This is a genomic window from Butyrivibrio sp. (genome assembly GCF_017433805.1).
GTDB lineage: Bacteria > Bacillota > Clostridia > Lachnospirales > Lachnospiraceae > Butyrivibrio.
Genome location: NZ_JAFRGN010000074.1, coordinates 1 through 25287 on the forward strand (window position 1 = coordinate 1; position 25287 = coordinate 25287).

Below are 25287 nucleotides of genomic sequence, written 5' to 3' on the forward strand. Positions count from 1 at the left end.
TTACTATATTGATGTCTCAGAATATTCAACGCACGGAGGTATGACAAAATGGGAAATTGGGGAGACGATACAGATTACGAAGCTAAAGCGATAAAAGACTTTCAGGGGAGATTCTCAGTAAACTTCAAGAAGATATTCATGGATGTTGATGAGATTTCAGAGAAGACTCTGGAAGTAACTGACAAGCATCCCAAGGATTCACTTATGAAGCTCTGGGCAGGGACTATGGTGGGAATGTTCGCATTCATGCTGCTATCTTATCAGTTCTTTACACTAGTTATGATTCCATTCATGGCATTCTACCTGATAGCATTGGTTCGCGTATACAAGTGCTGGAAGAGCTTCAAGTATAGTTCAGCGCAGTTCTGGCTCATGAGCATTGGAGCGCTTGTGGTGCTGTTTGCAGTTTCAAGAGTGATTCAGCATGTTTTTGAAACTGCACTAATGTAACGAGTGCAGAAGATTACAAATATGAATAAGAATAATATAGTTAAATTTATCAGTGTCACAGGGATATTTATTGCTGTGATGCTGGTTGTTTATGTCATTGTGACTGATAATAAGGAGACCACCATGGAAAAAGACTTTCATTCAAATCCAATAATCAAGACTATCTATACAGCTGATCCGGCGCCGATGGTGTATGGAGATACACTGTATCTGTACACAACTCATGATGAAGATGAGCTGGAAAACGACTTCTATACAATGAAGGATTGGCGATGCTTCTCAACCAAGGATATGGTCAATTGGAAGGATCACGGAGCAATCTTTTCTCTGGATGATATTGGCTGGGCTGACACAAGAGCCTGGGCGCCACAGGCAGTTGAGAGAAATGGCAAGTTCTATCTGTACTGCCCTGTACACAAGAGAAATGGCGGAATGGCAATAGCTGTGGGTATTTCTGACAGCCCGACAGGCCCATTCAAGGACCTTGGCTATCCACTTGTGGATGAGGGCGATTGGAACGACATTGATCCCACAGTATTTATCGACGATGATGGTCAGGCATACCTTTATTTTGGTAATCCTGAGCTTAGATATGTGCTGCTCAATGAGAACATGATCACTTATAACAAGGAAGTTGGCATTGTTAAGGTTCCTATGACAGAGGAGTCTTTTGCAAAGGGAAGCCACGATACTGGTACATCCTACGGTGAGGGCCCCTGGTTCTACAAAAGAGATGGCTTGTACTACATGGTCTACGCTGCATTTGCGGTAGGGCAGCAGAACGAGCATCTGGCATATTCAACCTCTACATCGCCAACAGGCCCATGGGAATACGGCGGTGTCCTGATGACAGAAGAGGGCGGAGTGTTTACTAACCATCCTGGAATTGCAGATTTCAAGGGACATTCATATCTCTTTTACCATACAGGAGAGCTTCCTGGGGGCAGCCTGTTCCACAGAAGCGTGTGCGTAGCGGAATTTACCTACAATGAAGACGGTACGATTACCACAATTCCTAAGTGCGACGGTGTTTCAAAGGCCGAATAAAACCTGCTTATATGTAGCCAGAACTATAAGAATGCAAACATTTTTATTTTATGAAATCTGTTTTGTGATAGAATATCCATATATGTATATTCTGAAATTTATAGATCTAGTAGTATTGATGTATAAATCTTGAAATAGGTAGGGGCGCTTCAAATGGATTTCAATAGGCAAAAGAATAACGACGAACTTAAGAATGAGATTAAGAATATAGTAGACCTCATCATTGCGGACTACGACCATGGACGTGATGTGGATCAGATGGATGTCTTTAACCAGCCAGATAGAGATGCGGTAAAAGACATAGTGATCAAGCTTCTTCGTATCATTTATCCCGGTTATTCAAGGGATAAGATTTACAAGAGCTATAACGACAGCAACAGAATAGCAATTGTAATTGAGGATGTTATCTATAACATGCAGAAGCAGATTGCAATTGCTTTTCATCATAGCCCTGAATATGTAAATGTTACGGATGAGACCCTTGACTGTGCGTCCAGATTTATCACACATGAATTTTTCAAGAAACTTCCCAAGATTAGGGAGTATGTGGATACAGATCTGCAGGCTTGCTATGATGGAGACCCAGCGGCTTACAGTAAGGGAGAGATCATTCTGTCTTACCCTGGACTTCTTGCTACAACCATTAATAGAATTGCCCATGAGCTGTATCTTCTCAAGGTGCCGCTTATTCCACGTATGATGACTGAGTATGCCCACAGCAGAACTGGAATCGATATTCATCCAGGCGCAACTATTGGCAAGTATCTCATGATCGACCACGGTACAGGCATCGTTATTGGCGAGACTTCCATTATTGGTGAGCACGTCAAGATTTATCAGGGCGTTACAATTGGTGGTCTTTCTACAAGAGGCGGCCAGTCTCTCAAGGGTGTAAAAAGACATCCTACAATCGAGGACAATGTTACTATCTACGCTGGAGCATCTATCCTTGGCGGTGAGACAGTAATTGGTGAGGGCTCAGTAATCGGTGCTAACGCATTTATTACAGAATCAGTACCTGCTGGTAGTCGCATCAGCATGCAGAGATAAAAAACGAGTGATGATTATGCATAAATACTGTGTGTACAAACCTCCGATGATATTTCATATCAAATCGGTTTGTACGCACATGTATTTATACTAAAACATCACTCGTTTTTGTATTAGCGCTTTTATACAAACTCACAGCTTGCGAACATATTGTTGACCGCAGCTGTGTACTCGCCCTTACTGCGGGCTTTGCGAATAGCCTTGAGGCACTTTTCACTGTCCTCAAAGTGAACGTGGAGAAATGCCCAGTGCTCCAGCATTTTGAAGATAACATTTCGCTCCTCCGGAATATAGAGAGCATATTCTTCATACAGTCGCTTTAGATACTGCCTTAGCTCATCAGCTTCAAGAGCCTTGCCACCCTTAAGCTGCCTTGCAAGAGCTGGATTATACAAAAGGCCCCTTCCCATCATAATTGCAGAAACTTCTGAGGAATCTATGTTTTTTGCATCCTCAACAGAATTGATATCTCCGTTATAGCAGACGTCAGCCTTACCACCGGCGTTTCTATATATTTCTACAGCTCTTTTGAAAGCATCAATTCTGGGCTTTCCCTGATAGAAATCCTCGCGGACTCTGGCATGTATCGTAAGCTCGGATATAGGATACTTGGCGTAAACCTTCATGAGTTCTTCGGCTTCTGACTCATCATAGAAGCCAAGTCTTGTTTTGAGAGATATCCTGTGCTGATCAGAACATCCCGTGGAATCAGCATTGTCCACTGAAACAAAATTTCCAAGCTCGTTAAATATTCCATCCAGCATCTCATCGAGATACTCCGTATCCTGCAAAAGGCCTGAGCCCTTATGCCTGTTGGTCACAGTGGCAGCAGGGCATCCGAGGTTATAATTAACTTCATTGTAGCCAAGGCCCCACATCTCACGAGTAGCCCAGACAAAAGTATCCACGCGATTAGCCATGATCTGTGGAATAATAACATCGCCGTAGTTCTCGAAACCATCGATAAACTCGGGCATTACATCTCTCTTTTCCCTCTTCTTGAAACGAAGGTTATGATGAGCTGACAAAAATGGTGTGTAATACTTGTCTATGCCATCACCAAAGATTTCGTGATGTATGTTCCTTAGAGGGTATAAAGTGATCCCCTCCATGGGCGCAAAATAGTACTTCATATAGCAAAGCTCCTATTATTTAAACGTAATTTTTTCGTAACACTTTAAACACATTTGGAGTATAATATATTCTTGTGTAGTAAACAACACTAAGGAAATGGGGATGAGGAATATGAGTCAGGAGAAAATTGACGCGTACAAAAAAGAAAAATCAGGACGTAAGCAGGCTATCGCCAAGCACAAAAAGAACGTTAAGATTGCCAAGATCACAAGCCTTGTTGTAGTTGTGGCTATCGTTGCAGCAATCGTTGGTTCTGTTCTTTGGAACAACTTCGGCGGTTCAAGCTCAGCAGCTGCTGAGAGTGCTTCTACAGAGGTTTCAGTTGAGGCTACTGCAGAGGATTCAGTAGTAACTGAGAGCACAGAGGCTGTATCAGAAGAGGCTGCTTCTGAGGCATCATCTAACTGATAGATGTAGACAGACCTGATTATAGGGATACGGTGAATATAAAGTTGTTAACTGGAGCTACTAATGCATATTGGTGGCTCCAGTTTTTCTTTTGCCAAAAAAGTCTAAATATAATTCTGACTTACCTCTAATGAATCAAATAAATTATGCCGATAAAAGGAATTAGGTAGTATATCATTTTTTTTTTCTTGCAAAGGGATTGCAAACAGGTACACGGACGTACAGGTGAAAAGAGAAAGCTTATACGATAAGCATGTAACTTGGAGGTAAGTGTCCTATGATGAGATCACTTTGGTCAGCGGTTTCAGGTCTGCAAACACACCAATTAGAAATGGATGTCATTGGTAACAATATTGCCAATGTTAATACAACAGCATATAAGTCACAGGCAACTGGATTCCAGGATGTTCTGTATCAGACAATTAAGACCGGTTCTGCAGGATCAGCCACAAAGGGCTCAACAAGTGCAGATCAGGTTGGTCTTGGTGCCAAGATGGGATCGATCAACATCAACATAACCAAGCCAGGTTCAGCTCAGACAACCTACAACCCATTTGATCTTATGATCACTGGCGATTCTTTCTTCGTTGTTTCTGAGAGCGCGAACAGCCCTAATCAGGAAAAATACTTTACAAGAGACGGCAGCTTCACTATTGATGCGGAAGGATCTCTTGTAACTACAAATAATGGCCTTTATGTTAACTTTATTGATGGAGTGGGCTCCATTGGCGGAAATGCTCCACTTATTTCCGAGGCGACCAAGACTATTGCTGGTTCTTCAACAACAGAAGGCTACTTTAAAGGCAATATTGACGAGAACGACCCTAACGTAAAAGAGGGTAAAATCCTTCGTCTTGAAGTGTTTGGAAATGATGGTGAGAAATATACACTTAAGTTTAATATCCAAAAAGAAGGAACAGAGGTAGGAGTTTTCAGTCTCACACTTCAGTCTGTAATGGATGCAGAAGGCAAGTCCATCTCTGGCGTAGCCCAGCAGACAGTTCCTCTTACCTATGGTAAGAACGATGGTAAGCTCACAAGCGCAGAGACAGCAAACTTCGACTTTGGAAGAGGTAATATCAGTATAGATCTTACAAATACAACTAACTACGCAAGTCCGATGGGTAACCATAACTCCACGATCAACGGATATCGTGGCAATACCAAGGGACTTAATCAGGGTTATGCAAATGGTAACATGACCGGCCTGTCCATATCAGACAACGGTATGATCAATGCCAAGTACAGTAACGGACAGACAGTGCTCCTTGCTCAGATTGTAGTTGCCGAGTTTAGTAATGCAATGGGCCTTGAAAAAGTAGGAGATAACCTCTACTCAGCATCTCTTAACTCTGGAGAGCCAATCTACATGGATATTACAGAGGACGGAGGCTACATGTCATCTGGTGTTCTGGAGGCCAGTAACGTAGACCTTGCAAAAGAGTTTACGGACATGATCACAACTCAGAGAGGCTTCCAGGCAAATAGTCGCGTAATTACGACATCTGATGAGCTTTTACAGGTACTTAAGAGCCTAAAACGATAAATGGTTTAATGTATTATTAGTATTCAAAATAGTTAAAAAAACTGGAAACTCATATTTAAAAAAAATGAAAATGAAATTTTGTATCACAAGGCTGGACTGATGTCCAGCCCTTTTTATTAAAAAACTGTGAAAATTTTATTAAAAAGTAGTTGTATTTCCAAAAACGATGATATATAGTTAAACTACACGGCAGAAATAATCTTAACTTAATTTAAATAATTTTAACTATATTTAGTTAAGATTCATATTATTATATGAGGGCAAACCCGTTGGAAGACGGAGACGCAAAGCTATAGGGTCTTAATCGCGAGAAAGCGACAGACAGCCAGTTGCTGGCACTTTGAGAGTGCTATGTGATGGCCGCCCTGTTTTAAGAGTAGTACAGACGGTCATTTTTTTTGGGTAATTGTAGTACAAGAAGGTTCAAGGAGGAACGGGCTGCATAGGTTATGCGGCTTGAGTACAAGGAATAAATTACTATTTAGTAACTACTTAGCTTTGCGTCTTGCCTTTTACTATAATCATTGGCAGGTATTTTGCACAGGCTGAGGTTCTGGGCAGGATGCCTTTTTTTATGCCCAATCTGAATGGTAATTATTTAATAAGGAATAGATATGGCTGATATAAATCTCAAAAAGCTTAGCAGAGCAGAACTTCTTGAAATGATGATCTCATATTCCGAAGAGGCTGAGGCTGCCAGGCAACATGAAAAAGAGCTCAGGGATGAGCTAGAAAAAGAAAAACTCCAGATGCAGCATGAATTCGCAGAGGAAAGAGCAGCGATGCTTAAGAACTTTGATGAAGAAAAAGCTGAGATGCGAATGAAATTCAATGAGCAGAAGGCTCAGATGCAGGAGAAGTTTGACAAGGATGTAGCGGGGCTCAAGGCAAGGCTGGCGAGGGAGCAGAAAGAGCTCAGACAGCAGGTTGATGATTCTCTTATGAAGATAGAGAACTCACAATCCCTTGCAGAAGCTTCAATTCAGCTGGGAGGCATTATGGAATCCGCCCAGAAGGCTGCAGATCTTTATGTTAATACACTTAAAAAGAGTGCAGAAGCTGAGTACAAGGCGCTTATGCTTGATATCGAGAAGAGTAAGCTCCGTGTTAAAAAGGCAGAAGAAGCGCAGCTTAAGAAAATAGCGCAAATGGACAGTAAGGAAGCTGAGCCTGTAGAGAAACCGAAGAGACGTACAACCAGAAAGAAAAAAGATGAGTAATAAGAATAAGCCTGATCTTTCTGAGTTTAAGCCTTCTGTAGATGAACTTAAGAAGGAACTTAAGAGAGAGAACAGCAAAAAAGAATATAGAAACGTTCTGAGAAATACACTTATTGTTGTGGTATTCGTGGCTGCGATAGCAGTACTGATCTCCAGCGTTTATGTAACTGTACTGAAGGTTACTGGAGACAGCATGACTCCTACGCTGGATACAGGGCAGATAGTAATAGCCCAGAATAGTAAGGATTTTGACGCAGGGGATTTGCTTGCGTTTTATTACAATAACAAAGTGCTTGTTAAGAGAGTTATTGGTTCACCTGGGGATTGGGTGAACATCGATGACGATGGCAGAGTTTCCGTAAATGGAGAGAAATTAGAGGAAGCGTATGCATCAGATTTTAGTTTGGAACCTACAGATATCGAATTTCCATATCAGGTTCCGGAGAATCGTTGGTTTGTATTAGGGGATCATAGAAGCGTATCAATCGATTCGAGATCAAGTGTTGTGGGATGTGTTACCAAGGAACAGCTTATTGGCAAAGTTGTTTTCAGGGTATTTCCTTTTGGGGAGTTTGGTGGACTGTAATATTTTGGCAACTTATTTCTAATTAGAGGTTAGAGGTAGAGGAAATGCGCATAACAAATGAGGACCGCGCACAAAACTACATAAAGAAACACCGCAACAATAAACGATGGCTGATTTTTGCGATGTGTGTATCTCTTTTCACGGGAACAGTGACACTGTACCTCTTGAATAAACCGGCTACTGCCATGACTGAAAATGGAGCAGCACAGGTTGGACTTGTTCTTGAGACGGCAGACAGTGACTACGAAATGGGTCTTATTGAGAAGATGAAGTCTGATTCTTCAGAATCTCATGAAGATACACAGGTAACTAATACATCTGACGAAGTAGTTACCTTAGAAGTTTCTGAACTGGGATCAGGGGACCTGGACAAAGAGGGAACTTCTAAAACCTGGGAGGATATAGTAGAAGTGATTCCGGAGGATGAAGCTGGAGCAGCTGCTAGTAGCTCAGCTTCATCCGAGGTAGCTTCTGAAAATGCTTCTACTGGTTCATCCAAAGAGGCAGCTTCCTCAAGTAGTTCCTCAGGAGATTTGGCAGCAGCATCAAGTGCTTCATCAGGCGAGGCTGTGGCAGCATCAAGCGCATCATCAGAAGGTGACAGCAAGGATGCAAAAGACAAGACTACTGATTCTAAGGATAACAAGAAGGCAGATAAGGTAGTCGTTTATGAAGATGTTAAGGATGTTGTTCTGACTGCATCATATCTTAATGCAGCTGGAGAGAGCATCAGAGATAAAAACGTTATTTCTTTTGAAAATGTTGAGACACTTGATATTGCTAATATCAATACCGACATTGAGAATTACTACTTCATCAAGGCAACAGTTGATGACAAGAAGATAGTTAGTCTCGAGAAGAAGACTGGAACAGCTAAGGCTATTGTAAAAGAGGTTGAGAGTAAATCTGATTCAGCTTCTACTGGTTCTGATACAGATGCTGCAAGTAAGGCTTCGTCTACAGATGAGGCTACTGCAGAAACATCAGAATCCGCCAAGACAGAAGCTTCATCTGAGGCATCTAGTGCTGCTACGGAGGCATCGTCAGTAGAAACAAAGGAAGAAGCTCCTAAGTATACCTACTATGTTGCACATACTGCTGATGGCGAAGAAGTAGAGCTTAAGAAAGATACAGAAGTAATTTTTAACTACCGTGGTACAGGAACAAAGGAAAGCTTTGAATTCACAAATGATGAGTACAAAGTAAAGGTTAAGCTTTCAGATCCATCAGTTCTTCCGGATGGCACAGAGCTTAAGGTTACTACAGTAGATAAGAAAACAGAAGGTTACAACTACGATGCATATATGGAAGCGCTCAACAAGAATGCAAGCAAGCTTGCAGATGTTGAAGCTTCAGACAAGATAGAAGAACTGCTTGACGAAACGGCAGTTAAACGTAACGAGAACAATACACTCCTGTTTGATATCGCATTCATGCTCGAGGGAGTTGAGTACGAGCTCAAAGAGGGAATGGCTACAGTATCTGTAGAGTTTGCTGAGAAACAGATGAGTGATGGCCTTGAGGCAAGCGAGCCAGAAGACTTGGCAGTTGTTCACCTTCCTATTGATTCCGAGATCATGGAGGAAGTTGATTCAACAAGCGAAGCAACTGAGATTACAGCAGATGACATTTCGGTAGTAGTTCTTGAAAATAGTACAGTGAAAATTGAAGATGACAGCGAGAGCGTATCCTTTAAGACCGAATCATTCTCAGTGTATGCTTTGACCAAGACGGTTACCAGGAAGGGACAGTATTCGTGGGAAGGACCAGGACTTAACGATAACTCAGCAGCTGGCATCATAACAAGCCTTGGCGATTCAATATACTTTGGAGTAGTAGCTGATTACTTCCAGGCTAGTTCGCATTATGAAGCTAACCTGGCTATCAATAGACTTGGCCCAGTTCCTGGAGATACAGTATTTGACTTTGATGCGCACTATATTCACATGGGTGAATACACCAAGTACGACATCTCAATAGCCAAGAAATCTTCTGTAAGTGGAACATTTAAGTTTGGTCTTTATACAAGCGAGGATGGTTCCAAGAACAGTAAGATCAGTGAATTCACTATTGATGCCAATAAGTACAACAACGGATGGTTTGAAGGCTCTTATAAACTTGATAATACCCTTAAGGGTAAGACAGCTCTTTATGTATATGAGCTTGATTCAAAAGGAAATGCGGTAAAAGAAGGTAATAAGAACGGATCCTTCGTAGTTACCTATAGCGGCAGAATCAATAACGCAAGTGATATGTCAGACATTCTTCTGGCCAGCTATATAATGAACAAACCAGATGATTCCAAGCTTTTAAGTGCGCTTCATCCAGGGGCAAAGGTTTACTATCCGGTAAACGGCGGATATGAAAAGGCAGTTAATGTCAACAATACGAAGCTTGATAAGACTAAATACAGCGGTGATATTCCGATAGTTCCAAACAATCTTTTAGCACAGGCAAGAGATGTTTCGGCGGCTCTTCCATATGCTAAGAATTCAGATTCAGTTGAAGTACTTAACATTGTAGCTACAACTGGTGACTTCAAGACTGATGTATACAATGCTCTTAAAGATAAATTTGGATGGACTGATGCCAATCAGGTTCAAAATATAAATAAGGGTATTAGAAATATAGCTTCCAATAAGCTTATTGTATTCAACCTTGATCTGAGCAAATACAAGGGCAAAGAGTACAAAGTAACTCAGTTCTTTGTAAATGGTGTAGATTCATCAGCAGATTGGAATGAGCTTGATTCAAGAATTATCATAAATCCTGTTCAGCTTCAGAATAATGTATATGTACCATTTTCTGGAACGTTGGATGTCACCAATATAATGGGAACAGTTCTTGCCCCATCTGCCAAGGTTTATGAGAACGAAGTAAACGGAGCAATAATTGGTAAAGAAGTATATGTATGTAATGGAGAAATACATAAATATACACTTATCAGTTACCTGAATGTAAATGGTTCGTTGGTTGTTACTAACACCAAGACAGATATGCCACACGGTACTATCGAAAAGATTTGGGATGGCGATGTAGCGTATGCGTTTATCTATGCATATGTTTGTGCCAGAACCGTAGGTGGCAGGGATATTCCGGAGTACAGCTTCCTGGTTGAGCTTAATGCAGCCAATGGATGGAAAAAAGATGTAACCTTCCCGGCAGACTACTATGGTAATTCATCTGATCCAAATAACAGGATCGTATATCGAGTAGTAGAAATAAATGCATTCAAGAACGGCCATGATGCAGGCGGCGGTATTTATAGCTTCGAAGAACTTGAACGGATTGTTAAGGACAATATGCCTGGTGTTGCATCAAACTCAGTCATGATGTATGACGATGCTACGAAGGGACAGAGCGCAGAAGTAAATGGTTACTTTGTAAGCTATTCTACCAACATAGAAGCAAGTGTTCTTGAAGATGTAAATGGTGGTAAGAACAGAGTTATCTATATTCCAGGACAATCTGGTAAGACACTTACAATTACCAATACTCAGAAAAAAGATGTACTTTACGACTTATTTGTTTACAAATATGTAGATAACCAGCCGGCTGTAAGCGGCCAGAACTTCAGCTTCACTATGAAGTTTTGGAATAGTTCTACTAGGCAGTGGGAGCCGGTTTATACTGACCTTCATAACGGCTATATCAGATCAGCTTCAGGCAGTGAGGTAACAGATCCATACACGATCGGCGTTCGTATTAACACCAGCGATTTCAATATGGAAGCTGGCAAAGATAAGGAGTACTACTTCCTGTTTACTGAGAATGAGAACAAAGAAGACAGTTATTCCGAAGATACAGCCAAGATACTGGTTAAAATCAAGTATTATCAGGATGAAGAACCTGAGAAGAACGAGAGATGCTACTACCTGTATGACGAGGCAAGCGGTTACTACACAAGCATTGATACTAATCCTACTGGTAATAATGATTACAGGAAAAAAGGAAAGAACATAAATGATGTAAGCACTCTTCCTGTATTTAAGAATTATTCCAGAACTAAGGTTTTAGTAAATAAAATTTGGGGAACAGATCAGGCTAACTCAGGTGACTATTCATTTGACATTAACCTGGCACTACTTAGGAAGACGGCTAGAGATAGTGATTATACCGTTGTTAAGGTAGAAACACTTAAGGCGGGAACTAGAAGCTATGAATTTACAGATCTTCCAGCTTATGACAGTAGTGGCAACAAGTATGAGTACTCGGTAGAAGAAAGATTCGGGGAGTCAGCATTTAAACTGGATGGGGATCCAATAAATGGATACAAGCTGGTTGGTTTTGAAACAGTAGTATCTGATGACAAGACCGAGATCACACTTACAAATGTTCCGATTGTTGTTGTTGAAAAACAATGGACAGTTTCAGGAGCACCTGTCTCCAAAGAGGAAGCAAAAGACTTCGGCTCTGTCTGGGTAAATGTTTACCAGGCAAAGAGCAAACAAGATCCTGTGAGAGTTCGGACTGCAGTTCAGCTTAGTTCAGCTAATGACTGGAAACAGGAACTTGTTCTCCCGTATTTCTACAAGAATGGAAAAGGCAACTATCAGGCATTTATCTATTCGATAGTTGAATGTAATTCCAAGGGAGAAGAGTACGGCGAATTAAGTACTATTACTTATTTCACATACGTTGCGGATAAAAAGTATTCGCAGGGCACCGTAGGTAAGACAACATCTGTATGGTGCCAGAATTACCAGCCTACAGTATTGAAGCTTATGGTTTCAAACGAAAGAGGAGGCAATGTCCTTCCTCGTACCGGTGGAAGCGGAAATAGAAGCTTCCTGCTGACTGGATTTGGATTCATTATGGCAGCTCTTTTGGGAAAAGGTATTTATTCCAAAAAGCAAAAGAAAAAGGTTTAAGGCCATTGGCTTTAGATAAAAAGACTACTAGACAAGATTCAAAGGAGAGGAAAAATGAAAGGATTTAAGAAACTATTAACGGGTATCCTTGCAGCAACACTTGCATTCACTATGAATGTAACAGCTATGGCTGTAGGCAGTAACACTATCACAGTAGAAAACGCTGTAGGAAAAGAGTCATACAGTATTTATAAGCTACTTGATCTCGATGTAAAGGCTAACGAGGATGATGCATCAAAATACGATGGCTATAGCTACACAATCAATGATGATTTTGCAGCCTTCTGGGCAGGTGATGGCGCAGCTTACATCGATACTAATGAAGTTGGTACAAAGAAGTATGTTGTATGGAAAGAGAACAAGAAAGATGCTGCTGACATGGAAGCATTTGGTAAGCTTGCAGCTGCATGGGCAAAGAAAAATATTAAAAATCCAAGAACTATTGTTTTAGATGAAGGTGCAGATAAGGCGGTTTTTGATGGCCTTGATAATGGTTACTACATGATCACATCAACACTTGGTACTGCTGTTACTATTGCTTCTACACCTACAGATAAGAAACAGAACATTATGGAGAAGAATAAGAGTAACACAACTGAGAAGCAGGTTCTTGAGGCTAAAGAGAGATCTGATGGAAAAGAGGAATATGGCCAGTCAAATGATGCTGCAGTTGGCGATGTTGTAACTTTCAAAGCTAAAGTATCAATTGCTAAGAACTCTATCAACGTTAAGTATCATGATACTATGACTAAGGGTCTTACATATAACAACGATGTTAAGGTATATTCAGATGAGGCTTGCTCTAAGGAAGTTTCTAACGCAAACTACACAGTTGCTGCAGGTACTGAGGGTGAGACTTTCGTAGTAAGTTTTAATGATTCTTATGTTGCAACTTTTTCAGATACCACAGTTCTTTATCTTAAGTATACAGCAGTACTTAATGACCAGGCAGTTGTTACAACACCAGAGGTAAATACACCTTCTATCACATGGGGTGACAACGGTAATTATGATGGAACACCTACTAATACTACAACTCACAAGTTCCAGATCCAGAAGTATAATGGCGCTGATGCCAACAAGAATCCTCTTGCAGGCGCTAAGTTCCAGCTCTTCACAACAGAGACAGCTGGACAGGCTCTTACACTTGCAGTAAATGCAGATGGATCAGTTTACCGTGTAGTAGCTGATGCTACTAAGCTTCCAGAAGGATACTCACTTGCTCCAGATAATAAGATCGTAACACTTGCAACTGGCTTTATCACAGTTGAGGGTGTTGACTCAGATCTTTACTACCTCGAGGAGACAGATGCTCCTTTAGGATTTACTAAGCTTGAGAACCGTATTGCTGTTACAGTAAATGCTACTAATGATCTTACTCAGCCTGTAGAGAACAATTCAGGTTCAATCCTTCCATCAACTGGTGGCATGGGAACAACAACCTTCTATGTAATCGGTGCAGTTCTTGTAATTGCAGCAGTTGCATACTTCATGCTTCGCAGAAAAGCTGATGCAGAGTAATTAGTTATAAGTATTTAAAATAATGAATCTTGTTTCTGTATAAGTGAAATATCTGATATTTCGAAGGAGGGCTCACATTGGCCTTCCCTCGAAATACAGTTAAGATTCAGGATTTTTTGATTAAAAAAGATTTTTTCATGAGTAATAAATTAAAAAAGAAAATACCCAATATAATATTTGGTCTTATTTTTCTTGTTGGTATATGCGTTATATTGTATCCATCGGTGAGTAACTATATTAACTCCAAGCATCAGAGTAAGGCTGTAGCAAGCTATGAAGATGCGATTATGGCTATGGATACAGTGGATTATGATCAGATATGGCAGAAGGCTTATGAGTATAATGAAGCTCTTAAGCAAAAGCCTATGAGTTTTAAGCTTACTGATGAGGAACTTGCTGAGTACAACAGTGTACTCGATCCAACAGGCTATGGAGTTATTGGAACGATTGAGATAGAGAATATCGGTGTTAATCTTCCTATTTACCATGGAACTGCAGAAACTGTTTTGCAGGTGGGAATTGGTCATTTGGAAGGAACTTCTTTTCCTACAGGAACGCCTGGAACACATGTAGTTTTATCAGGGCACAGAGGACTTCCTTCATCTAAACTTTTTACTGACCTCGATCAGATGATCGTTGGCGACACTTTTTTGTTACATATAATGGATCAGACTTTTGCATATCAGGTTGATCAGATTAACATTGTTCTCCCTGAGGAGACCAATGACCTGGCAATTGTCGATGGAGAAGAATACGTCACGCTTGTTACCTGTACTCCATATGGAGTAAACACTCACAGACTTCTTGTTAGAGGAAAGCGTGTTGATTATACACAAGAAAACAGATTGATTGTTCCTGCAGATGCTTCAAGATATGGAACACTTATCGTAGCATTGTTTATCGGAGCACCAATTCTTTTAATAGCATTTATTGTATACTTGGTATGTACATCCAAGTGGTTTAGAAAAAGAAAGAAAGCTGGAATTAAGCAGACTAAATGAGGAAGCGCTTAATGAATAGAAGATTTTCACTACGAAAATTGAATATTGCAGCTCTTTTGATAATGATCATGGTGATAACCCTGAGTATGCCAGTGAAGGTAAGCGCCAGGGGAACTATTGATCTGTCACAGCCTGGAGATATGACGATTATTTATCAGTCGCGCGAAGCTGAAAATAGTGACAAGATCATTCCTATTAACGGTGTAGCTGTCAAGATTTATAAGGTTGCTGATATTAGCAGTACCGGTCAGTTTACGTTATTTGGGACATATTCCAGAATTAATAATTTCCCGGTAACGGATATTAATAAGATCAATGATCAGGAAACCTGGAAAAAGATGGCTTTTGTTATTGGTGGTTTTATCCATCAGAACAACATTTTGCCGACTGCTACGATTACTACTGACGATGATGGAGTAGTTCATTTTACTGGAATTGATCTAGGTCTTTATTATGTCGACCCGGTTACCAAGGAAGCTAACGACTGTATTTATTCTATTGACCCGTTTATGATTTCTGTTCCAGGACTGGATGAGCATGATGAATGGGTTAACCCAGTTACTGCTACAGTAGCTAAGGTTAAGTGTAAGATTACAGATCTTCCCAAGGACACTTCATATGAAGTGCTTAAGGTTTGGGATGATGCAGGATATGAATCTAACAGACCGGCAGCTATTACGGTTTATTTATACTGTGATGGGGCATTATACAAAACAGTAACGCTTAGTGCAGCTAATAATTGGAGATACTCCTGGACATACATGGAAGGCCATTCTTGGACTGTTTCTGAGCAGACAAATGGAAGATATACAGTCTCACTTACATCTGGCGGGAATACCTTCAGGATTACCAATACTTATAATCCTCCGGACAATCCACCAGAAACACCGGATACACCATATACGCCGGAAACGCCTCAGACACCAGAAACACCAGTTGATTCTGTGCTTGGCGCAGTTCGTTCTGCAGTCCCTGAGGTTTTAGGAGCAGTAAGAGATAGATTGCCACAGGTACTTGGCGCTAGAAGACTTCCTCAGACAGGACAGCTCTGGTGGCCACTTCCAGTACTGGTGATCGCAGGAATTCTTTTGATAACCAAGGGAATTCGTAAGAACAAAGAGAAGTAATGAAAAAGATAGCAGGTTATTTATATATTCTGATGGGAGCTGCGTGTATTTTGGCAGCGGCATTTATCATCAGAAACAATCTAATAGAGAATGAGCAGGCAGGAAGCGCTTCAGATCAGTTTTTGGAAGGCGTTATCGAGCAGATTCCTGACACAGCTTTAGAAGTTAGCGGCGATATGCCTGTTGTAGATGTGGACGGGCACAGCTTTATCGGTACCGTAGAAATTCCTAGTTTGGGACTTCTTTTACCAGTTCAGAATGAATGGGACAAGAAGGCTGCCAAATATGCAATCTGCAGATATATGGGTTCGGTTTATGATAATGACCTGATCATCTGTGGCCACAACTACGAAGAGCATTTTGGCAGGTTAAATGAGCTTAATACCGGCGACGATGTAATAGTAACTGATATGAATGGTATAAGCTTTTATTTTAAGGTTTCTAACATAGAGACTTTGGGTGCTATGGATTCTGAGAAGATGGAATCTGGCGACTGGGATCTGACTCTTTTCACCTGTACAATAGGTGGAGCAAACAGAGTTACAATAAGGTGCGAGGCTACTGGAGAGTATACTGAGACAGGAGCAACGCCGGATGTTCTGGATGCTGCTGAGAAGAGTAAGCACATCAGAAAACAGGACTAAATAAGAGATAATTTAGACCACTGGTTTTGAATAAGACCAGTGGTCATTTTTATGGAAAAATAGGCTTATATTTCATAATAGTTTAATACAATGGATATACAAATTTGATTAAGAATCTTCGCTTTTTTGGTATAATTAACTTAGGAAATAATAATTATTTGCCGAAAATTAAATTGAATAAAAAAATTAGCACTCTCGAGTGGACAGTGCTAATTTTCATGATATAATGTCATCAAAGGAGCAAGTTGGCATTGTGCGTTAGAGACAGTTACAGGAAGTAACTGAGCGCAATGTATTCCAAGGAGAGGAGATGATGCGTAGTGATTATAGTAAAAATGAATGAGACAACAGTAGAATGCAGTATCGCGGCATCAGAACTTCATGAGATTGGTCTTACTCCAGAGGCAGTTATAAATGGCGCAGAGAACACTACATCATTTTTCGCACAGCTCAATAAGGAAGTAGGTGCGCAGCTCGATTATGATCCTGAGACTGAGGTTATGATGATGAGCAAGAATATGATGATGGATGGAAGTGTTCGTATTTTTGCTGTTAAGATGAGCAATGAAGATATTCAGAAAGCAACCGACCGTATTCGCGGAGCAGCTGAGACTGTTCTGAAGATGCTGACTCAGGAGAGAGTGGACGAGATCAAGTCCAAGACCGGAAGAGATAAGGGTGTTGCGCTTAATGAGGTTATCACTAACGTAACAGATACTATTAACAGAATATATGGCAGGGATATAGGTCCTGAGTTCCCTACAGAGGGTACAGAGGCCAGATATCAGCCTATTACTGAGTATGCCAGATATATGATGGAGTTTGATGAACTGGAGGAGGCTGAGAGGTTTTCCAAGGTTGTACAGAGACTTCCAATTGTGGATTCAGTTCTTTACAAATTTAAGGGACGTTTCTATATGCTCGCAGGGCTCATGTCAGGAGATGAGGGAATCATCTACGAGATGAGAAGAGCGGGAGTTGAGTACTCACAGATGCTGACAGTTAATTCCCCAGAGTCCATGTTCATAGCAGAGCATGGTGAATGCCTGATTGGAGAAGATGCCATAGTTCACTTGGCAGATCTAGCTAGATGAAGAATAGAGTTTCAGTTTTTAATTTTTCAGGAATCTATGACAATGAGAGCTTTTATCGTGAAGATAAAAGCTCTATTTGTGTTGAGGCCATAAATTGTAGAGAAATCCCTGGCACCAACTGCATGTGCGATGATGCAGCCATGGATATGATAAGAGACAGGATTCGTGAGGCAGGGATAGGCCCAGACGAGATCCATTTTATTGATAATGGTAATTACCACTATATGTCAGCAATCATGCTGGAGCAGGTAAAAGAGCCATGTTCCCTTGTGGTATTTGACCATCATTCTGACATGCAGCCACCTATGTTTGGGGATATCTTATCCTGCGGAGGCTGGGTTTTGTATGTCCTTGAGCATAGCTCTTTTATCAGGGATGTGCATATTATTGGGGCTGACAGAAAGCTTATAGATGAGCTGCCTGAGGATGTAAGGAGCAAGGCTACATTTTATGATGTGAGTGATGTTGTTCCAGGAATGGATGACAATGACGGGAACTTTGAGATTGTACTTCCTAAGACTCAGTATCCGGTTTATCTGTCCATAGATAAGGATGTTATCGTCGATAGCGAACTTACAACTAACTGGGATCAGGGAGAGATGAGGATCACAGAGTTATTGGCTGTTGTGCATAAGCTCTTTTCCGAGCGTGATGTTATTGGCGTTGATATCTGCGGAGAATGCGCTCCTGAACAGGAAGGTATTGATATTGGTGCTGCTACCGAAGACAATGATTCGTTTAATGGGGAGCTACTTAAGGCTATCTGTGCTAAGATAAAGTAAGATAGATGGAGGATTGGGGTTAATGCTTGTTTTTATACTCTCTGCGTTGGCAGTCTGCGTTCTGGGGGCATATATTTCCAGTAAAAATAAAGTAAATATCGGTGATGGACTTGCAATGTCAGCTTCAGGGCTGATACTTGCGCTTTATGTGCTGGCATTTTTCAGGGCCATGAAGCTTGTGTGGATTGTAGCTCTTGTGGCGATTGTTTTCGTACTTGTAAGTGAGATTTCTGCGAGAAAAAAATCTGTTAGTGATAAAGATGGAAATGTTCTTAGTTTAGTGCTGCTTTCTATGTTTGTGATAACTGTGACTGTAGTTGGCGCCATGGTTTCAGGAAATGTCTTTTCCTGGTGGGATGATATAAATTTCTGGTCATCTGACGCCAAGCAGCTCTTTTTCATGAATGGGTTTCCTGGTAAATATGGCAATGTTTCTCCTGAATTTGGAGATTATCCGCCAGTTACCTCGATCTTTAAGTGGCTCTTTTTGCAGTTGGGTAATGGTGAATACAAAGAAGGACTTCAGTTTGCCGGATATTTTGCACTGAATGCTGTGTTCCTTATGACACTTGCTGGAAGACTTGTTGCTGCTGTTCTTGATAACAAGACTATAAAGGGCGTATTTAGATATGCGCTTGCTGTTATTACATTTGTGTGTGTAATGGCTCTTCCTGGCGTATTTAACGGCATTATTTACTATGGAACGCCAGCTGATATCACTATGGGAATAGTTTACGGCGCGCTTCTGATCGCTATTTACGCGCAGGATCAGTGCCCGGAAAATTTCTATTATGTGAGGATTGGTTTTTTTACAGCAGTTCTTTTCCTGACCAAGTCTGTTGGAATCGAGTGGGCCGTATTTGCCCTTATTTTCTATCTTCTCGTGGGCAAAAAGAGCGTTAAGATGATAGGAGCTGTTGTTGGAAGTGTTTCAGTTTATGGAAGCTGGCTTTTGTTCTGCCTCGTAAACAGGAGAGTAGCCAAGCTCACAGGCGCCGGAATCAAGATGGCGACATCAGGAACTTACACTGCACCTCAGAATACTGCAGATAAAGCCAGATTCTTCTGGGAAGGCCTATGGACTATGCCAATGCACGCGGATAGGAATATCACACTTGATCTTCCTACAGGTGTGATGGTCATTATATTGTTTGTTGTTTTATTTGCACTTGTTAGATTTAGATTTCTTGAGAAAAAAGAAGGACGTAAGATAGCTCTTTTCATGCTGATAACTGGGCTTGTGACCTACGGCATTATCTTCTTTGCCCATATTTCCATATTCCAGGGGGAGGATCAGTACCTCGATGCCTATGCCATGGCGGTGTCTGTGGCAAGATATGGATTCCCATTCGCGTTTGGAACTTTGAGTCTTCTGATTGGGGTTGGACTATTGAATAGTAGGAACTCCAATATGATTTCGAATACTGGAACAGGTAATGATAAGGCTAATAATACGATTGGCTTAGCTGTTGTAGGTATATTTGTTGCATTTGTTTTTCTCGCCGCTGATTATACAGGCATGTACAAACACATCTGGGGCTACAGACAAAATGCTAATAGTCTTGCGCAAGACTCATATAATATGGTGGGGGATGACGGCAGGATTATAGTTGATACAGTCCTTGCAGATAAGAGCCTCTGGGGCAAAAGAGTTCTCGTAATGCGCGATGGTCACACCTACCACTGGGTACACGATACCTACATCAGTAAAGAAGCTTCGCCGGTTCCTCTTGTGTATGATGCTTTCCTTGCAGAGAGCGAAGATAGCGCTGTTATGGCCAGAAAGATTATGGAAAAGCATGCATCATATCTTTATATTGAGGATGAGGAGGGCATTTCTACAGATCTTTTTGCTCCTCTTATGTCTGAGGGAAAAGAGTTTACACCTGGCGTTGTTTATAAGGTAACTGAGGCTGGTGGCACAGTGATGCTTGAATAATAGTGAAAGATATGCAGTTTATATGCAGTAAGAAGTTGTAATAAGTAAGCGTAATAGCGTATAATTAATAATGCGCATTACGCTTATTCTTTTATTGGGGGATGTGAGATGGAAAAAAGATTCAGGGAATTCTTAAAGCATTTCGAGAAGCTTGACTACGATGTTCTTTCAGATGAAGAGATTGAGGCTGAAAAGAGTAACCTTCAGCTGAAGATGACAATTCTTCATCAGGAGCTTGTGAGAGTACTGATCGTGATGATCGGTATGCTTATCTGTACCTGTATTTTCCTGTCTGCAGGGCTTACGCAGAGCAATCTTATATGCTATATTCTGGCTGTTGTTACAGGCCTTTGTGTTATCTGCGCAGCTATCCTATACAAAACTATCACAGGAGTTGTAAAAAAATTGGATATGTTTGTAGACAAACTCACATTGATGTGATAATATAATGTTTGTCGCTCGCAGGAGTGGCTGAATGGCAGACGCGCATGGTTCAGGTCCATGTGTTGGCAACAACATGAGGGTTCAAGTCCCTTCTCCTGCACTTTGCTTTATTGAGCGGCTGCGAATTCAATATATGGAATGCGGAAGTGTCGGAATTGGCAGACGAGCAAGACTAAGGATCTTGTGATGCTTACATCGTGAGGGTTCAAGTCCCTTCTTCCGCACGACAAAAGACCAGGTCGAATGACCTGGTCTTTTTTGTCGTGCGAAAGAGGGACTTAACCCTAAGTTGCGAAGTGCAGCAACTTAGGGTTTCCTGGCAGTTGCTACGCAACTGTCAGGACTAGGAACATGCTACGCATGTTCCGTCGCAAGTCCCTTTCTTCCGCGGGTTACGACAACTGGGAAGTGAGAAAGATGAGCCACTAACCCCGTTCCCTAGGCTTATTCCACTATTCACATCACTCGATATTTCTTGTAATATAGGGTATATCGACACTATGAGAATGACAGAATCAGGAGACTTGGTATGAATTACACAGAGGTTTTTGGGGAAATTGTTAGTATTATGCGCAAGGACTCTGCTACCTGCAAGGACTATGGGGCAGGGGACTACAAGAAGTACGAAGAGCAGATTTCTGATGATATGGACAGGATGGATTTTCTCCATCTGGTTCAGGATTATCTTTCTACGTTCAAAGTAAATGGACATCTGAGGCTAAGAGATAACACTCTTGGATCTATGGGCTTTTCTGTTGCAAGATACGAAGATGCCCTTTATGTTACCAGTGCCAACAAGGACACAGGGCTTGTTCCTGGAAATAAGATTATTTTCATTGATTCCCAGACTATACCTGAAATTGCTGATAGGGAAAAGAACTTTCTCATGGGAGAAGCTGATGAGAGGCAGGGCGATCTGTGGGGCGATATTCTGAAATTTTATAGCACAGTTACAGTTATAGGAAAAGACGGCGCTAGTAAAGAGGTAGCTATCATCCATAATTCTAAGGGTGAAGCTTCTGAAAGGTATTCATATAAAAAGCTCTCTGAAGATATGCTGTATCTTAAGTTCTTGGATTTTACGGACGAGGCGGACATAAACAAAATCTACGATGAGTGCAGAAGTGATCTTGATAGCTGCAAGAATCTGATTGTAGATGTAAGGGGAAATGGTGGCGGTGCTGACTCAGCTTTTTTCCCATTATTAACATATGCATATCCTGAAGGTGTGAGCCTTTCTGAATATGAAAAGACAAGGTATCCGTTCGAAATAAATTATTCGGAGAGAAACTGCAAAGACAGGATAGCGCTTCTTAAGAACTTCTTTGGCGATAGTGTGCCTGAGGAAGCAAAAGCTATGGTAGACAAGATGCTGTCTAACCTTGAAAAGAATATGGGAAAAGGCTTTGTTATGGATGGTGATGATGTTGAAGATGACAATGATAGCATTATCGGCAGGAAAACACCCGAAAAAGTCTTTGTTATAACAGATGAGGGTTGTGCATCATCAGGAGAAGCTTTTGTTGAAGCTATGTCTTTTTCCTCAAAGGTAGAAGTAGTAGGAAGGCCAACCTGTGGAATACTTGATTATTCTAACTGTAACATGGTGCAGCTGGGAGATTACACTTTTGTCTATCCCACATCAAGAGATACCAGGATTGATCATGGCCTTGGCATGAGCCAGAAGGGAGTGGGTGTAGACCACTATATCCCATGGAATCCTGATTCTATTGGCAGGGATCCAGAACTTGATTATATATTAAAATGCATCTTACCGACGTAAAATGCATCTTACGGCAAAATTTATGATTTATATCTTTAGGCATATTATGATTGTCTCAGGTTAAGAAATAAGGAGGCAACATAATATGTCAAAGTTAATTTGGATTGTTTTAATCATCGTAGAAATCGTAGCACTGGTACTTCTGATCTGCAAAAAGAGTAAGGGTGCCGGCAAAAAGATATTGAAGGCTTTGGGAATTCTGGTACTTATCCCAGTGATCATCGGAACAGCAATTCCTGCATTTATGATCAAGGACTACAAGGGACGTCCTACAACTGGTGAATATGCTGTAGCACAGAGCGAAGCAATTCTTGTAGATAGCAGCAGAGTTGAGAGCTTTGAGACAGACGGATCTTACAGAGAGGTTCCTGTACACTTCTATTATCCAGAAGAGATCATGAGTGTTGAGGAAAACTCACTTCCACTCGTTATCTTCAGCCACGGAGCATTTGGATATTATGAGAGCAACACTTCAACATACATGGAGCTTGCAAGTAACGGTTATGTTGTAGTAAGCCTTGATCATCCATATCACTCTTTTTACACAAAAGATACTGATGGAAAGACTATCACAGTAGATCCTGAGTTTATGAATACAGCCATGAATGTTGGAAACAGCGATATCAGCGAGACAGAGGTTTATGCCATCACATCACAGTGGATGGAGCTTAGAGAAGCTGATATGAACTTCGTGCTGGATACTCTTATTGCTGCAGCAAATAGCGGAAACTTCGGTGAAGAGTGGTTCTTTGCCGGATCAGAAAAAGATGAAATCGCTGAGGCTTTAAAGTGCACAGATACTGATAAGATTGGTCTTATGGGACATTCTCTTGGCGGAGCTACAGCAGTTACTGTTGGAAGACGCGCAGATGTATCCGCAGTTATTGATTTTGATGGTACAATGATTGGTGAGGAAATTGGCGTAGAGGATGACAAGATTCTGGTAAATGAAGATGCTTATACAACACCTCTTCTTTGCTTTGATTCTGAGAGTCACCATGCTGACCGTGAGATGGCAAGAGAGCAGGGAATTGTTTATGCTAACAATGTGGTCCTTGATAATGCTACAGATGGTCACTGCACATACATTGTAGGTGCCAAGCACATGGATTTCACAGACCTTCCTCTTTTTGCACCAGCTCTTGCAAATATGCTTGGCTCAGGTGATGTGAATAACGAGGAGTGCATTGATCAGATCAACCAGATCACACTCAATTTCTTTGATTGTTATCTGAAGGGAAACGGGGATTTTACTGTAAATGACAAGTACTGATAAGGTTATGGACCTGGAAGTCAGCGTTATAGCTGCTGACAAGAATGAGTATGTTAAGATTGGCTGTCACGAGGTAGACGAACGTATAGGCGAGATTGTGCGCTTCGTCAAGCTCAGACAGGGCAATATAGAGGGTATCAGGGAAGGTGAGAAGTACAGCGTTCCGATACGTGATATTTATTACATCGAGTCTGTAGACGATAAGACTTTTCTTTATATGAAGGGCGGAGTCTACGAATCCGGCAGACGACTCTATGACCTGGAAGAAGTGATGGAGCCATATCATTTTGTCAGAATTTCCAAGTCTATTATTGTGAACCTTATGAAGGTCGTTTCAATCAAGCCTGCTCTTAACGGGCGCTTTGTATGTAAATTACGAAACGGAGAAGAAGTCATAATCTCCAGGAAATATGTACCTGATGTCAAAAAGAAATTAAAGGGTGAGAGCGTATGAAAGAACATTTAAAAGAATGTCTTAGGAACTTTTTTATTATAGTTACCTGTATCAACGTTGCAATGTTTGTGCTGGGAAGTATTCTTGCACCAGACCAGCGCTTTGGTTATGAAGCTTTTGTTTATCCTATATTCTATGCAGCTTTAGCAAGTATTCCAACATTTTTTGTTTCTGCTAAGAGAGTATTGTCTGTTAAACAATTGCTGTTTCGCGAAGTGCTGGGTATGATTATTGTTATGGCGCTTTTGTTTGTGGTTATGTTTGGAGGACGTCCGATAACTCACGAAATAATCATAATCGCAGTTTCTGTAGCAGTGAGTGTTGTTGTGATATTTGCTGCTGTCAATGCTATTACCTGGATCCTTGATTCCAAGACAGCTCAGGACATGACTGCTGATCTCAAGGCACTTCAGGAGAATGCAGGGGTAGAAGAGTAAGAGCTCCTGGCTATAATGGATTGATCGTAATTGCGAGCACATTTTTGGCGTTATATAAAACAATTTTACTGCTGATCTTTGCGGATTTCATTTACAGCCGTAGCCTTATTTTTTTCTTACGGCTGTATTTTTTAAATGACAATTTGTATAGTATGAAAGTGATTCAAAAAGTTGATTTAAGTCAAAAAAGTCAATGAAAATGAGGATTGTTTACGTCTGCTACAAAGAAAATCTAAACACAGCCGTAGAAAAGTTTAGATGTTCTTTGCATTTTTGACACATGACTACTAACAAAATCAAAAATGAAGAGTTTTAGCAGTAATGAAAAAAATAGGCTACTAATAATTTGCTTGTTTTTATTTTCCAGCAGTAAAAGATTGACGCTATTTTGAAAAGCGAGCGATGCAATTTTGATATCTCAGACGATGCAAGATTGATACCATGACAATACAACATAGATAGCCAAGATGATGAAC

The 25287-nt window shown here is 41.0% G+C and carries 21 protein-coding genes, 2 tRNA genes and 1 riboswitch; of the genes, 22 read left to right on the plus strand and 1 reads right to left on the minus strand.

What is annotated here, in order from left to right; genetic code table 11:
* The first annotated feature begins 48 nt into the window (after positions 1-48).
* From IJI01_RS14645 to epsC, 3 genes are all read left to right on the plus strand, one after another.
* Positions 49-450 (plus strand): hypothetical protein, encoded by a 402-nt coding sequence (locus tag IJI01_RS14645; RefSeq protein WP_292192049.1) that lies wholly within the window; start codon positions 49-51, stop codon positions 448-450.
* Between the two features lie 21 nt (positions 451-471).
* On the plus strand, positions 472-1497 hold the full coding sequence (locus IJI01_RS14650) for a glycoside hydrolase family 43 protein (protein ID WP_292192051.1): 1026 nt from the start codon (positions 472-474) through the stop codon (positions 1495-1497).
* A 153-nt stretch (positions 1498-1650) separates the two neighbouring features.
* Positions 1651-2547 (plus strand): serine O-acetyltransferase EpsC, encoded by an 897-nt coding sequence (epsC, locus tag IJI01_RS14655; protein ID WP_292192052.1) that lies wholly within the window; start codon positions 1651-1653, stop codon positions 2545-2547.
* Between the two features lie 122 nt (positions 2548-2669).
* Here epsC and IJI01_RS14660 read toward each other — a convergent pair whose 3' ends face one another.
* Entirely contained in the window at positions 2670-3680 is a 1011-nt protein-coding gene (locus IJI01_RS14660; RefSeq protein WP_292192053.1) for a tRNA dihydrouridine synthase, read from the minus strand.
* A gap of 112 nt (positions 3681-3792) precedes the next feature.
* Here IJI01_RS14660 and IJI01_RS14665 point away from each other — a divergent pair, with 112 nt between their 5' ends.
* The 19 genes from IJI01_RS14665 to IJI01_RS14755 all read left to right on the plus strand — a co-directional run bounded on the left by IJI01_RS14665 (position 3793) and on the right by IJI01_RS14755 (position 24811).
* Positions 3793-4089 (plus strand): hypothetical protein, encoded by a 297-nt coding sequence (locus IJI01_RS14665; RefSeq protein ID WP_292192054.1) that lies wholly within the window; start codon positions 3793-3795, stop codon positions 4087-4089.
* Between the two features lie 277 nt (positions 4090-4366).
* Positions 4367-5635, plus strand: a complete 1269-nt coding sequence (locus tag IJI01_RS14670) for a flagellar hook protein FlgE (protein ID WP_292192055.1) — start codon at positions 4367-4369, stop codon at positions 5633-5635.
* Positions 5636-5884: 249 nt separating this feature from the next.
* Positions 5885-5972: riboswitch (cyclic di-GMP riboswitch) on the plus strand.
* Positions 5973-6249: 277 nt separating this feature from the next.
* Entirely contained in the window at positions 6250-6855 is a 606-nt protein-coding gene (locus tag IJI01_RS14675; protein ID WP_292192056.1) for a hypothetical protein, read from the plus strand.
* Entirely contained in the window at positions 6848-7441 is a 594-nt protein-coding gene (lepB, locus tag IJI01_RS14680; RefSeq protein WP_292192057.1) for a signal peptidase I, read from the plus strand. Before IJI01_RS14675 ends, lepB begins: the two co-directional genes overlap by 8 nt.
* Before the next feature lie 44 nt (positions 7442-7485).
* Positions 7486-12312 (plus strand): Cna B-type domain-containing protein, encoded by a 4827-nt coding sequence (locus tag IJI01_RS14685; RefSeq protein WP_292192059.1) that lies wholly within the window; start codon positions 7486-7488, stop codon positions 12310-12312.
* Positions 12313-12366: 54 nt separating this feature from the next.
* On the plus strand, positions 12367-13833 hold the full coding sequence (locus IJI01_RS14690) for an isopeptide-forming domain-containing fimbrial protein (RefSeq protein WP_292192060.1): 1467 nt from the start codon (positions 12367-12369) through the stop codon (positions 13831-13833).
* Between the two features lie 137 nt (positions 13834-13970).
* Entirely contained in the window at positions 13971-14834 is an 864-nt protein-coding gene (locus tag IJI01_RS14695) for a class C sortase (protein ID WP_292192061.1), read from the plus strand.
* Between the two features lie 11 nt (positions 14835-14845).
* Positions 14846-15961 carry a Cna B-type domain-containing protein gene (locus IJI01_RS14700; protein ID WP_292192062.1) on the plus strand — a complete coding sequence of 372 codons (1116 nt, stop codon included), beginning with the start codon at positions 14846-14848 and terminating at the stop codon, positions 15959-15961.
* On the plus strand, positions 15961-16605 hold the full coding sequence (locus IJI01_RS14705) for a sortase (protein WP_292192063.1): 645 nt from the start codon (positions 15961-15963) through the stop codon (positions 16603-16605). The genes IJI01_RS14700 and IJI01_RS14705 overlap by 1 nt, the downstream gene beginning before the upstream one ends.
* A gap of 320 nt (positions 16606-16925) precedes the next feature.
* Positions 16926-17699 (plus strand): adaptor protein MecA, encoded by a 774-nt coding sequence (locus tag IJI01_RS14710; protein ID WP_292192064.1) that lies wholly within the window; start codon positions 16926-16928, stop codon positions 17697-17699.
* A complete protein-coding gene (locus tag IJI01_RS14715; RefSeq protein WP_292192084.1) occupies positions 17696-18481 on the plus strand; it encodes an arginase family protein in 786 nt (261 codons plus the stop codon). Before IJI01_RS14710 ends, IJI01_RS14715 begins: the two co-directional genes overlap by 4 nt.
* A 22-nt stretch (positions 18482-18503) precedes the next feature.
* Positions 18504-20420 (plus strand): hypothetical protein, encoded by a 1917-nt coding sequence (locus IJI01_RS14720; protein WP_292192085.1) that lies wholly within the window; start codon positions 18504-18506, stop codon positions 20418-20420.
* Positions 20421-20528: 108 nt separating this feature from the next.
* The gene (locus IJI01_RS14725; protein ID WP_292192087.1) at positions 20529-20861 is read left to right on the plus strand and encodes a hypothetical protein; all 333 of its coding nucleotides are present in this window, start codon (positions 20529-20531) and stop codon (positions 20859-20861) included.
* A gap of 20 nt (positions 20862-20881) precedes the next feature.
* Positions 20882-20964, plus strand: a tRNA-Leu gene (locus tag IJI01_RS14730).
* A 40-nt stretch (positions 20965-21004) separates the two neighbouring features.
* Positions 21005-21088 (plus strand) — tRNA-Leu (locus IJI01_RS14735).
* Positions 21089-21393: 305 nt separating this feature from the next.
* A complete protein-coding gene (locus IJI01_RS14740) occupies positions 21394-22647 on the plus strand; it encodes a S41 family peptidase (RefSeq protein ID WP_292192089.1) in 1254 nt (417 codons plus the stop codon).
* Between the two features lie 85 nt (positions 22648-22732).
* Positions 22733-23920 (plus strand): alpha/beta hydrolase family protein, encoded by a 1188-nt coding sequence (locus IJI01_RS14745; protein ID WP_292192091.1) that lies wholly within the window; start codon positions 22733-22735, stop codon positions 23918-23920.
* Positions 23907-24374: a LytTR family DNA-binding domain-containing protein gene (locus tag IJI01_RS14750; protein ID WP_292192093.1), complete on the plus strand. Its 468-nt coding sequence runs from the start codon at positions 23907-23909 to the stop codon at positions 24372-24374. Before IJI01_RS14745 ends, IJI01_RS14750 begins: the two co-directional genes overlap by 14 nt.
* Complete coding sequence (locus IJI01_RS14755; protein WP_292192094.1) at positions 24371-24811, plus strand: hypothetical protein; 441 nt, start codon at positions 24371-24373, stop codon at positions 24809-24811. The genes IJI01_RS14750 and IJI01_RS14755 overlap by 4 nt, the downstream gene beginning before the upstream one ends.
* The last annotated feature ends 476 nt before the right edge of the window (positions 24812-25287 follow it).

Coding starts and splice junctions, on each gene's coding strand:
- IJI01_RS14715 (WP_292192084.1), top strand. CDS start 17,696: ATGAAGAATAGAGTTTCAGTTTTTAATTTTTCAGGAATCTATGACAAT.
- IJI01_RS14660 (WP_292192053.1), bottom strand. CDS start 3,680: ATGAAGTACTATTTTGCGCCCATGGAGGGGATCACTTTATACCCTCTA.
- IJI01_RS14705 (WP_292192063.1), top strand. CDS start 15,961: ATGAAAAAGATAGCAGGTTATTTATATATTCTGATGGGAGCTGCGTGT.
- IJI01_RS14700 (WP_292192062.1), top strand. CDS start 14,846: ATGAATAGAAGATTTTCACTACGAAAATTGAATATTGCAGCTCTTTTG.
- IJI01_RS14670 (WP_292192055.1), top strand. CDS start 4,367: ATGATGAGATCACTTTGGTCAGCGGTTTCAGGTCTGCAAACACACCAA.
- IJI01_RS14690 (WP_292192060.1), top strand. CDS start 12,367: ATGAAAGGATTTAAGAAACTATTAACGGGTATCCTTGCAGCAACACTT.
- IJI01_RS14720 (WP_292192085.1), top strand. CDS start 18,504: ATGCTTGTTTTTATACTCTCTGCGTTGGCAGTCTGCGTTCTGGGGGCA.
- IJI01_RS14755 (WP_292192094.1), top strand. CDS start 24,371: ATGAAAGAACATTTAAAAGAATGTCTTAGGAACTTTTTTATTATAGTT.
- lepB (WP_292192057.1), top strand. CDS start 6,848: ATGAGTAATAAGAATAAGCCTGATCTTTCTGAGTTTAAGCCTTCTGTA.
- epsC (WP_292192052.1), top strand. CDS start 1,651: ATGGATTTCAATAGGCAAAAGAATAACGACGAACTTAAGAATGAGATT.
- IJI01_RS14645 (WP_292192049.1), top strand. CDS start 49: ATGGGAAATTGGGGAGACGATACAGATTACGAAGCTAAAGCGATAAAA.
- IJI01_RS14665 (WP_292192054.1), top strand. CDS start 3,793: ATGAGTCAGGAGAAAATTGACGCGTACAAAAAAGAAAAATCAGGACGT.
- IJI01_RS14740 (WP_292192089.1), top strand. CDS start 21,394: ATGAATTACACAGAGGTTTTTGGGGAAATTGTTAGTATTATGCGCAAG.
- IJI01_RS14650 (WP_292192051.1), top strand. CDS start 472: ATGAATAAGAATAATATAGTTAAATTTATCAGTGTCACAGGGATATTT.
- IJI01_RS14745 (WP_292192091.1), top strand. CDS start 22,733: ATGTCAAAGTTAATTTGGATTGTTTTAATCATCGTAGAAATCGTAGCA.
- IJI01_RS14750 (WP_292192093.1), top strand. CDS start 23,907: ATGACAAGTACTGATAAGGTTATGGACCTGGAAGTCAGCGTTATAGCT.
- IJI01_RS14695 (WP_292192061.1), top strand. CDS start 13,971: ATGAGTAATAAATTAAAAAAGAAAATACCCAATATAATATTTGGTCTT.
- IJI01_RS14725 (WP_292192087.1), top strand. CDS start 20,529: ATGGAAAAAAGATTCAGGGAATTCTTAAAGCATTTCGAGAAGCTTGAC.
- IJI01_RS14685 (WP_292192059.1), top strand. CDS start 7,486: ATGCGCATAACAAATGAGGACCGCGCACAAAACTACATAAAGAAACAC.
- IJI01_RS14675 (WP_292192056.1), top strand. CDS start 6,250: ATGGCTGATATAAATCTCAAAAAGCTTAGCAGAGCAGAACTTCTTGAA.